This window comes from Vibrio sp. 10N.247.311.12, assembly GCF_041467515.1.
In the GTDB taxonomy this organism is placed as follows: domain Bacteria; phylum Pseudomonadota; class Gammaproteobacteria; order Enterobacterales; family Vibrionaceae; genus Vibrio; species Vibrio crassostreae_C.
Map to the genome: position 1 here is coordinate 34,887 of NZ_JBFSUV010000045.1, position 10,489 is coordinate 45,375.

At 44.3% G+C, this 10,489-nt stretch carries 8 protein-coding genes; 3 read left to right on the forward strand and 5 right to left on the reverse strand.

Annotated features, from left to right (window positions below; translation table 11 throughout):
- Window positions 1-334 precede the first annotated feature (334 nt).
- Window positions 335-763: an HIT domain-containing protein gene (locus AB6E30_RS18110; protein ID WP_017061937.1), complete on the forward strand. Its 429-nt coding sequence runs from the start codon at window positions 335-337 to the stop codon at window positions 761-763.
- A gap of 132 nt (window positions 764-895) precedes the next feature.
- On the opposite strand, the gene AB6E30_RS18115 is transcribed toward AB6E30_RS18110, so the two are convergent.
- The 5 genes from AB6E30_RS18115 to znuA all read right to left on the reverse strand — a co-directional run bounded on the left by AB6E30_RS18115 (window position 896) and on the right by znuA (window position 8,756).
- Window positions 896-1,126 carry a FeoC-like transcriptional regulator gene (locus AB6E30_RS18115; protein WP_017061938.1) on the reverse strand — a complete coding sequence of 77 codons (231 nt, stop codon included), beginning with the start codon at window positions 1,124-1,126 and terminating at the stop codon, window positions 896-898.
- Complete coding sequence (feoB, locus tag AB6E30_RS18120) at window positions 1,123-3,396, reverse strand: Fe(2+) transporter permease subunit FeoB (protein ID WP_372104729.1); 2,274 nt, start codon at window positions 3,394-3,396, stop codon at window positions 1,123-1,125. Before feoB ends, AB6E30_RS18115 begins: the two co-directional genes overlap by 4 nt.
- Window positions 3,397-3,618 carry a FeoA family protein gene (locus AB6E30_RS18125; RefSeq protein ID WP_004734203.1) on the reverse strand — a complete coding sequence of 74 codons (222 nt, stop codon included), beginning with the start codon at window positions 3,616-3,618 and terminating at the stop codon, window positions 3,397-3,399.
- A gap of 615 nt (window positions 3,619-4,233) precedes the next feature.
- Entirely contained in the window at window positions 4,234-7,596 is a 3,363-nt protein-coding gene (locus AB6E30_RS18130; RefSeq protein WP_372104740.1) for a helix-turn-helix domain-containing protein, read from the reverse strand.
- Between the two features lie 269 nt (window positions 7,597-7,865).
- Window positions 7,866-8,756, reverse strand: coding sequence for a zinc ABC transporter substrate-binding protein ZnuA (gene znuA, locus AB6E30_RS18135; RefSeq protein ID WP_017067380.1), 891 nt, complete (start codon window positions 8,754-8,756; stop codon window positions 7,866-7,868).
- Between the two features lie 83 nt (window positions 8,757-8,839).
- On the opposite strand from znuA, the gene znuC reads away from it, so the two are divergent.
- Together znuC and znuB are read left to right on the forward strand one after the other, a co-directional pair.
- The gene (gene znuC / locus AB6E30_RS18140) at window positions 8,840-9,619 is read left to right on the forward strand and encodes a zinc ABC transporter ATP-binding protein ZnuC (protein ID WP_017061943.1); all 780 of its coding nucleotides are present in this window, start codon (window positions 8,840-8,842) and stop codon (window positions 9,617-9,619) included.
- Window positions 9,619-10,404 carry a zinc ABC transporter permease subunit ZnuB gene (gene znuB, locus AB6E30_RS18145; protein WP_017061944.1) on the forward strand — a complete coding sequence of 262 codons (786 nt, stop codon included), beginning with the start codon at window positions 9,619-9,621 and terminating at the stop codon, window positions 10,402-10,404. Before znuC ends, znuB begins: the two co-directional genes overlap by 1 nt.
- The last annotated feature ends 85 nt before the right edge of the window (window positions 10,405-10,489 follow it).

Genomic DNA, 10,489 nt, shown 5'->3' on the forward strand with positions numbered 1-10,489 from the left:
AGAAAATTAGAAAGGTTGACGTGAAAGCGTCAACCTTTTTTTTGTCTGGAGGTTTGTTTACTCGATTATTTAAGCGATTAGCTAACCTACACAGCAAGAGATCTCCTATTACGCTCATTCGTCGCTCTAGGAGATGACGAGAATAGGTGTAGTGAATCCAAGACAACATCAATGATGCGCCATCAAACCACACCAAATCGTTATCCCTCTTCTCACCATCATTCCCTACAGTGAGGGACGAACGTGATAGGGAATCTGCTTATTGAGAACGTAAGCCCTAGCCACATTCAAACTCCGACCTTATACTCATGTAAAACAATTAATTGGAAAGATCATGAGCTTCGAACTTCACCCGCAACTTGCGAAAGACACCACACTTATCGGCGAATTTCCACTGAGCTTAGCCCTGCTACACAAAGATAACGCAGTGCCTTGGGTTATCTTGGTACCAAAACGTGCCAACCTAAAAGAGTTGCACCACTTACCAATGAAAGAGCAACAGCAGTTCCTACATGAATCTCAGGCGGTAAGCCAAGCATTAGAAGCAACGTTCCAACCAGACAAATTGAACCTTGGTGCGCTGGGTAATATGGTGCCACAACTGCACATCCACCATATTGCACGCTTCAAAGACGACATTGCTTGGCCCGGCCCAGTATGGGGTAATACAAAAGGCGAACAGCGCAGTGAAGAAGATCAAGCCGCTATCCTGACTCGTATCCAAAACGTTCTGTCACTGAGCTCTATCTTCAAGAAAGCATAATTCGAGTTCATCTCATTGAGCTTTAAAGCAAAACACTTCAGAAAAGACACATAACAAAAAGCCGCTCATCTTAGATAAGCGGCTTTGTCATTTTCTAATCTCGCCTTTTTCAACGAGAGTCTGAAGACCGAACTACATCATCACGTTAAGCGACAAACCATCTTGTTTGCTGATGGTGTAGCGAATACGCGTTGTATGACCATGCTTATTCGTATCGACCAAGCGAGAAACTTTCCCTTTCTTGACCCAAACACTCAGCATCGCATCGACGCCATCTTCACTCATGCCAAACTTTGCAGCGAGCTCTTTACGAGCCGCAACGCCGTGGCTATCAATGTATTGATGAAGTTCAGTTAAAATCATACTACTTGCACCTCTAGTGCTTTCTGCTTACTGCCCACTTTCTTGAAGACGCGATACGTCACCACAAAACCACCAGCAATCGCCACCATCCATACTGCACTTGTCACAGGATGCGCAGCAAAGTTTGCCGCTTGGTAGTAGAAAGTCGCACCAAAGTAACCAAGAGCCATCGTCCAAACCGCGATGAAGCGTGCAAACGTCTGACCAAATTCACGAACATAAGCACCCATCGCGGCCACACAAGGCGTGTAAAGCAGGATAAGAATCAAGTAAGCGAATGCCGCATGACCAGATACAAACTTGTCTTTCAAGTTACCAAAGATAGAGGTATCGACTTCTTGGTCAGCTGCTACAGAATTAGAGTCAGACAAGTCGCCAACTTCAATACCTAATGGATCTGAGTAGCTCAATCCGGCTAGGTTTTCAGGGATCGTCATTACCGCTTCTTGAAGGCTTGCTGCTAAGTCAAACTCAGCCGCTTCTTCATCAGAAGGCGTTGTGTATAGGCTATTTAATGTACCAACAACAGCTTCTTTAGCGAAAATACCCGTGATGATACCAACCGTTGCAGGCCAGTTCTCTTCAGTGATACCAATCGGTTGAAATACAGGTGTTACAACTTGAGCCGCTTTAGACAGTACTGAATTTTCGCTGTCTTCGTTACCAAAGCTACCGTCCATACCTAGAGAGTTTAGGAAGCTAAGAATAGCCACAACCATCACGATTGTTTTACCTGCACCAAGTACGAAACGCTTCAGCTTCTGCCAAGTTTTCAGCATTACGTTTTGCACTGTCGGCAATTCGTAATCTGGCATTTCCATCACTAAGCTATCGCTGCTACCTGGGTAGATCGTGTTTTTCAGGAAAAGGCCCGTAAACACAGAAGCAACGATACCCATGATGTACAGAGCGAATACTACGTTTTGTCCTGCACCAGGAAAGAACGCCGCTGCGAACAGTGCGTATACCGGCAAACGAGCCCCACATGACATAAACGGTGCCATTGATGCTGCCAGTTTACGTTCACGCTCTTGGTCAAGAGTACGAGTTGCCATGATTGAAGGCACGTTACAACCAAAGCCCAGTACAAGTGGGACAAACGCTTTACCCGGTAAACCAATCTTCTGCATCACTTTATCAAGTACGAATGCAGCACGAGCCATATAGCCTGAGCTTTCTAGTACCGCTAAGAATAGGTAAAGCGCTGCGATAACAGGAATAAAGGTCGCAACTGTTTGGATACCACCGCCAATACCATCAGCAAGCACAGTGACTAACCAAACCGGTAAATGGCCATCTAATAAGTGGTGTCCACCATCAACTAATATTGCCCCAACACCAATATCGAAGAAGTCGATAAACGCACTACCGATATTGATAGAGAACATGAACATTAGGTACATGATGACGAAGAAGAAAGGAATACCGACCCATTTGTTCAAAATGAATTGGTCTGCTTTCTCTGTAAAGTTACGGCTTAGTTTGCCTTCGCTGCGACGAACACGTTTACAAAGGTCATGTAAGAAAGTGTATTTAGCGTCAGCAACAGCAAGGTCAATATCGAAATCGGCACCAAGACGCACGCTATCAATTTGAGTGCGAGTTTGTGGGGCTAAACCATTCAATACCAAGTAATCATTTTCTAAAGCACGAATCGCTAGCGCTCGGTGAGATACGTCAGCATCATCAAATAGTGACTCAACAGAAGGGATAAGAGCTTCTAACGCGGCATCGTAATCAATAGAGATAGGGTCAAGGCTCACACCTTGCACAAGCAGTTTATGCAGACGCTCTTTAAAGCGAACCACTTGACCTTTATCGTTTGCAGACAAGCTTAGAACTGGGCAACCTAGCTCTTTCTCTAGTGCTTTAAGGTTAATCACCTGACGTTCGCGCTTTAATACATCCATTTTGTTCAACACAACGATCATTGGACGACCCAACTCACGCAGCTGTAATGTCATATATAAGCTTCGTTCTAGACAGTTAGCGTCGACAACATTGATGATCACATCTGCTGGGTGAGTTAAAACAGCGCGAGACGCGATAGACTCATCGATGCTGTTCGCATCATTACCACTGTCTAGTGCGTAGATACCCGGTAAATCCGTTAGTTGAAACTGATCACCAGCGTGCGAGTATAAACCCGTCTTCTTTTCAACAGTGACACCAACCCAGTTACCAACGTGCTGCTTAGCACCAGTCAGTGCGTTGAACAGTGTTGTTTTACCACTATTCGGGTTACCAACGGTAAGAACTTGATAATCCATTTAGATAACCTCGATTTGTTCTGCAATGCTTTCACGAATGGCGATAGAAACACCTCTCACTTCAACTTGAAGCGGATCACCCATAGGTGCACGGCGGATAAGCGTCACCTCGGTTTTTGGCAACATACCCATGACCATAAGTTTCTTCCTTACGTCTGGTGTTAAACCTGTTAGTGCAACAATAGAAGCCGCCTTTCCTTGCTCTAGTTGTGAGAGTTTCATAAGTACCCAATTCGTGACTGATAATGAGAAAGATTGTTATTAACGCCATGATACACATACATGCCCACAATTCTATTGTGTGAAATCAATGTTTTCGAAAATACATACTCGTAAGTTTCGTTAAAAACGTTTACGTCAAAAACGTTACTTTCAACAACTAGCGAGAACTACCTCACTAGTACAAACCCTCCCAAACAAAAACAAATCATTAATTATCAATCACTTGAGACAATGTCGGTTTTCTCATAGGTATCTGTCGTTAATTTTATAAGTAAAATAAGTAGCTGGACGTATAGTTACTCCATCGAAGAGAAACTACTTCTCTTTAATTTTATTCCAGAGGTGATATGGCTTTGCTATATCACTCCGGCAGCAAGCGAAGGTGTCGTTGGCACCCGTGGTATAGTCCCCCCGGCTATGCCACGATATTTTTTTTCTTCCCTTTGTTTTATCCCAACAACCTTTTTAAACTCCCCATTTATCTCGTATCTCGTATCTCGTATCTCGTATCTCGTATCTCGTATCTCGTATCTCGTAGAAGCATAAAAAAGCCCCGACACGAATGTCGAGGCTAAAGTATCTTTATTTATGTTCTAGCTGAGTATCCGCTGCGCGCTACTCGTCGTTGTTTTCAGCAAACTTAGATGGTGACATACCAAAGTGGTGCTTAAACCTTTGACTGAAATAGGAGGGGTCATTGAAGCCCGAATCAAACGCCACATCAGAGATCTTCTCTCCAGCGAGTAAGCGCTCACACGCATGCTCTAGACGTACTTCATTCAAGTGCTCTTTGAAGGTCTTGTTGTAAGCCGATTTAAAGCGTCTCTGTAAGCTTCTCTCAGACATAAACAAATACTTAGCGGCAGTTGCAGTACTGAACTCGGCATCAGCGTAGTTTTCACTCACAAGCTGCGACACTCTGTTCTTCCACTCTTGTTCCGCTGTTAGTTTTTGTTGCTCCGGCGTTGAAGCCACAAGCTTAATAGTTTCAATTTGTTCAATTGTGCTGGCTTCAAGATTGTCGAGTACTTGATACTCAATTGGCCACGAAAGCTGAACCTTATTTTGGGACTCCGAAACAAAGGCATTAAGCTCGCCACCGCTCTGGTTCATCAATAGCGGCAGCTTTTCGATATTAAGGTCGGTCGACTTTCCGGCATTCTCACCCATGCTTGATGCCAGCTTAGGGAAAGGCATCCCATGATCTCGAATGGTCACAACAAGATGCTCCTTAACCTCTTCAACCAGAACCACCATACTCTGCGACTTAAAGTTTCTCTTGATGATGCTCCCAACCAAGCTATTGAAGATGATATCGAGATTAAAATACAGCAACGAGACATATCGTTGTTTTGTTTCGACTTTAATATCCAGTTCAATACCGGCTTTGGTTAAGTCATCCTGCCAAGCTTTGAGTACCGCCTCTAAGATTAAAATTATATCGTAACAAACTTGCCCTTTCCCTTGGGGGGTATTGCTCAATTGAGCTAAGCCATTTTTCAAGGTTAGAATCGGCGACTTCCCGAGCTCGTCATTCCAATTCGGGAGCATCGCAGCAATATGATTCACTTCAGAAGATAGTTCATTGGCAGTATGAGACACAAGCGCATTCTTAACGGATAGCTGCTTTTTAAGCTGTTGATTAGTTGCGAGTAATATCCGGCTTTGGTGTCTCAATTGGTCTGTCTTCAGTGCAACTTGCGCTTTTAAGTGCCTGTTGGCAAAAGTGACATAACGCGAACGCCAAAAGACTAAGATAGTCACAACGCCAATCAGTAATATCAGAGAGCTTGCTGCAGCCCAATTCGTCAGATACCAAGGCTCCGCAATCGAGAAGCTTTGATTGGTTGACACAAAGCGATAATGGGAGTCTTTAACCGGCTTCACTTCAAGTGTGTAATCCCCTGGAAGAAGATGATCGAGCGTTAACAAGCCCCCTTCAAACTCACTCCAAGGTTCATCGTCGCTCAGTCGGTATTCCATCGCAGGTGCGAACGTTGCTGGTAAGATACCTAGCTTAAACCCCATCGATGAACCATAAGGAATCTCATCCAGCTCTGCCGTTTTCCCGCCAAGTGATACCGTTTGTTGGTCGACACTTATCTTACTCAACAAGGCACGGCTATGAGGTGTAGTTGATACCAGTAACTCGTTAGATAACGCGCTGACTACACCATACTTTGAGCCGAAAACAAGCCTCGAAGGTTGGCTATCTTGACTGTAAAAAAGAGCACACGCTCCTGCCGCCAGTTCATTGGTGATCAAACCAAATGGCGAACCTATGTGTTTATGCAGTTGCCCATCCAATCCGTAATAACTGATGCCTTTCGAAGAGCCTAACCAAACACCATTGTCATCGCTTATCAGGCAGTTGGGGCTAATATTGTCTTCAACAAGAGTGATTTCTTGAATAATAGAGCTGTCATCCGGGATTCGATACACGCCATAACTGCTCGCAAACCACTGCGCTCCATCCTTCGCTTTTTCAATATCGACGACTTTGCCAAACCGTTCGCTGGAACGACTAAAGCTAATTCGTTTATCAATGAACGAGTAGAAGCCATGATCCGTTCCTATATAGATGCGACCTAGCAAGCCTACATTGAGAGCGGTGATCTTCGCAGGCAAGAACTTGTCGACTAACCAGTCAGTGCCATAACTCGTCAGTTTCATGGTTTCGATAGATAACGAATAGAGGTTTTGCCCAGAGGTCATCCAAAGAACGTTATCGGCTTGAAGCGCAAGGTTTTCAACACGCACTCCCTCAATTGGCCTTGGTAAATCAAGGGCTTCGGGTTGTAGTGTTTCCGTATTTAGACTGATGATACCTTGTTCGGTCGCCAACCAAATGGAAGAGCCAAAGATCTCAAAATCATTAACAGGGTTAGAGTAAACACGAATTGGGTTCTCTTCACTTTCAGAATCAACCAAGTAGAGCCCCATTGAAGACGCGACCCAAGATAACTGGTCACTGACAGGCAGTACTTTATTGATCACCACACTACTCGAATGCATGCCCATTCCAGTTAGGGGTGTTCTCGAGAAGGTTTTGCTGAACAGTGAGAAGTATCGGATACCGTTGTTTGTCGCAACCCACATACCACCAGCATGATCGTTTATCAACGAATATATTTTCTCACCCGGTAACGAGAAGTCTTGACTAGCGGCTTGTTCGAATCGAGTAATTTGTCCCGTAATAAAGTTGTAGCTAATAAGGCCGTGCTCTGTACCAATCCAATACTGGTCCGAAGTTTCGGCCAACGAGAGAACATGCGACCCTTTAACGATGGTCTCTTTGTCTGGGTTCGCGAGATCAACAATCACAGCACCATTTAAAGTACCGATCACTAACTCACGTCGAGCATTCGAAAAATAAACCGTCTCAATATGGTTTTTGTCTGATGCGGTGACATGGGTAAACTCTTGATTCTCTGAAAGGTAAACGCCAGAACTGGTCGCTAGCACCCACTTTGATAGTACCCACTCAGCGTCGTTAATCGCAATGTCACTGCTGTTATTGTATCGGTACAGTTTAAGTAGAGAGTAGGTGTTGAATTCTAAAGATTGAGTGTTGTAGGTATAGAAATTACTGCCGTCAGTAACCCAAATATAATCGCCTGATGCACCGATATTCGCTATTTCAGCGCCGGGACTTAGGCTAAACGCCAATTCGTTGCCAATTCCAGGGTTATGTCGATAAACCTCATTGTCGAAAAATGTCCAAAACTCATCGTTCAGAAAGGCGACTCTTTCCGAAGAAAATTGCAGTAAGCTTCCCTTGCGAGGGAATAGAGTTCGACCATCGTAAAAGAGTACTTTTCCATGCACATCATGAACCCAGAGCCCACCTCCGGCACCTAAATACAAGTTTTTAGCCGCAAGGAAATTCCCTTGCGCTTGAACGGGCAAAGGATAGAAAACGGAGGGCGAGGTATTTACCGCTAGAACGCTAAATGAAATGCTCATTAACATGAACATTTTGAAGATAATTCGATACAACTCTTAATCCTGAACAGCAACAACACATGAAATTTTGGGTACCACAACGTCTTATCGTTGCTAAACCAAAAACTGAGTTTTTTTGTGCTTATTATTATCTTTCCATTTTAGCGGAAATTAGAAAAGGAGAAAGGAGGTTTGTTATTTGTTAGGAGGTTTTATCTTAGCGGTCACGAAAATGCCGCAAAAAGCGGCATGATTCATAAATTAACGAGAGCAAAGTAGAGTAAAGAATACTCGTTTATGACTTACTTCTCGTCTAAACAACTTGTATAGCTATCTGTAAGTTGCTGAAGAAAATCGAAATAGCTTCCACTCTTCACTTCAACTGTTGAACCGATAGGGTCAAGCTGACCTTGTTTTGCGTTACTTCCGCGCGTCACTGATTCAATCACAGCAGGAGTGAATTGAGGCTCAGAAAACACACATTGAACGTTTTCACGTACTATCGTTTTCTTAATAGCGATCAGGCTTTTTGCACCCGGCTTACGCTCTGGGCTCACCGTAAAGTGACCTAAGTTATTTAGCTCAAACTCTTGCTCAAAGTAACCATACGCGTCATGAAAAACGTAGTAACCTTTGTCTTTCACGGGTGCAAGTTGCTCTCGAATAGACTGTTGCTTCTCTTTCAATGCAATCAGGAATGAATCGAGATTCTCTTGGTACGCCATTGCGTTGTCTGGATCAGATTCAATCAACTTAGCTGAGATGTATTTTGCAGCTACTTCAACTTGCTCGATACCTAACCAAAAATGCGGGTCATGGCTACCGTGGTGGTGCCCTTCATGTGCATCGTGGTCATGCTCTTCGTGTCCGAACTCTCGCAAGTTGATTCCGGGAATATCACTGATCTTGATAACATTTTCTTTTGAACCAATCACCTTAGTCAGAAAGGCTTCTAGGTCAGGGCCGAACCAGATGACCATATCGGCACTATGAACTTTTTTTACATCCGATGGCTTAAGCGCATAATCATGCGGCGAAGCATTGCTGTTCATCAACACATCCGGCTCACTAACGCCTTGCGTTAATTCTGTCACAATCATTTGAATTGGTTTAAAGCTTGTTAGAATAGTATTGGCACTTGCGACACTTGGCGCTAAAAGCAAAGTAGCAAGTATAAAAGATGAACGTGACATAATCCCTCGATAATAGAAAAGTAGCTTAGGCTTGAGGTAAATGTTACATTATAACATTAGCGAATTGCAAATGAGTTCTATTCATGGATAACTTAATCCAACTAGATTCTGTGAGCGTCGAATTTGACGGTCGAAAAGTTCTAGACAACATCTCTCTAAATTTAGAGCGCGGCAGAATCACCACCCTGATTGGGCCAAACGGTGCAGGAAAGTCGACATTAGTAAAAGTGGTACTGGGTTTACAGACCAAATTTTCAGGCACAATAACAAAAGCTAAAAAACTGAAAATTGGCTATGTACCACAAAAATTAAAGCTCAATGATTCCCTACCGCTCAACGTAGAGCGTTTTCTAAAACTCACTGGCAATTTCAGTCAGCAAGAGATCCTTGAAGCATTGAAGCTTGTTGGTGCTGAACATCTGCAGAAGAGTAACATGCACCAGCTATCTGGCGGAGAAAACCAACGTGTGCTCATTGCTCGTTCATTGCTAAGAAGACCAGATCTACTGGTTCTCGATGAACCGGCTCAAGGCGTCGACGTTCAAGGGCAAATAGACCTGTATGACTTGATTGACACCATTCGCCACCGCTTTGGTTGTGCCGTATTTATGGTTTCACACGATCTGCATTTAGTGATGGCAAAAACAGACGATGTTATCTGTTTACACCACCACATCTGTTGCTCAGGCGCACCTGCAGACATCAAACACCATCCTTCGTATATTGCGCTCTTTGGCACCGCGACCCAAGAGACGCTAGCGTTTTATCATCACCAACACGAACATCACCATCATGATCTCGCAGGCCAGCCTGTCGAAGGCGACGTGCATGAATGTTCAAACCATAAACACGGACACCACTAATGCTTGAGTTTCTTCTTCCCTCTATTTTGGCGGGTTTGGGTATTGCACTAATTGCAGGCCCACTAGGTTCATTCGTGGTGTGGCGTAAGATGGCTTACTTTGGTGACACGCTTGCTCACGCTTCTTTGATGGGCTTAGCACTTGGCTTTCTGTTCAACATTAACTTGTATTTCGCGCTGCTGATTTGTTGTTTGATGCTGGCCGTGTTGCTAGTGACTTTACAAAAACAAAAGCTGGTCGCGACCGATACCCTACTCGGTATTTTGGCGCACAGTGCGCTATCACTTGGTTTGGTTGCTGTCAGTTTCTTAGATAACGTTCGTGTTGACCTAATGAGCTACCTATTTGGTGACTTGCTGGCAGTATCTCCAACGGATTTAGTGTTCATCTATGCGGGTGCTGCTGTGATTGGATTAGTACTTGCTATCTTTTGGCGACCACTACTATCAACGACGGTTAACGAAGATCTCGCGGCGGTTGATGGCATCAACATTGATTTAATGCGTCTGATTCTGATGCTATTGGTCGGTATCGTGATTGCTGTCGGTATGAAGTTTGTTGGTGCGTTAATCATGACATCGCTACTGATTATTCCTGCAGCAACGGCAAGGAAGTTCTCGAGCACACCTGAGCAGATGGCCTTCCTTGCATCAATTATTGGCTCTATCGCTGTATTCGGTGGATTAAGCTTGTCTTGGTTCTATGATACGCCTGCTGGCCCGTCTGTGGTTATCAGTGCGGCAGCAATGTTTATGCTATCTCAAATGGTTAGAAGTCGAGCTTAGCACTTAGCAGTACGATCTCGTATCTCGAAAAATCGAGTAGGAGGAGGCCTCGCAGCCTCCGTCCTCTCACACCACCGTACAAGCG

Bases quoted from the DNA above. Each gene is read 5' to 3' on its own strand.
- AB6E30_RS18110 (WP_017061937.1), top strand. From the start codon at position 335: ATGAGCTTCGAACTTCACCCGCAACTTGCGAAAGACACCACACTTATC.
- AB6E30_RS18115 (WP_017061938.1), bottom strand. From the start codon at position 1,126: ATGATTTTAACTGAACTTCATCAATACATTGATAGCCACGGCGTTGCG.
- feoB (WP_372104729.1), bottom strand. From the start codon at position 3,396: ATGGATTATCAAGTTCTTACCGTTGGTAACCCGAATAGTGGTAAAACA.
- AB6E30_RS18125 (WP_004734203.1), bottom strand. From the start codon at position 3,618: ATGAAACTCTCACAACTAGAGCAAGGAAAGGCGGCTTCTATTGTTGCA.
- AB6E30_RS18130 (WP_372104740.1), bottom strand. From the start codon at position 7,596: ATGTTCATGTTAATGAGCATTTCATTTAGCGTTCTAGCGGTAAATACC.
- znuA (WP_017067380.1), bottom strand. From the start codon at position 8,756: ATGTCACGTTCATCTTTTATACTTGCTACTTTGCTTTTAGCGCCAAGT.
- znuC (WP_017061943.1), top strand. From the start codon at position 8,840: ATGGATAACTTAATCCAACTAGATTCTGTGAGCGTCGAATTTGACGGT.
- znuB (WP_017061944.1), top strand. From the start codon at position 9,619: ATGCTTGAGTTTCTTCTTCCCTCTATTTTGGCGGGTTTGGGTATTGCA.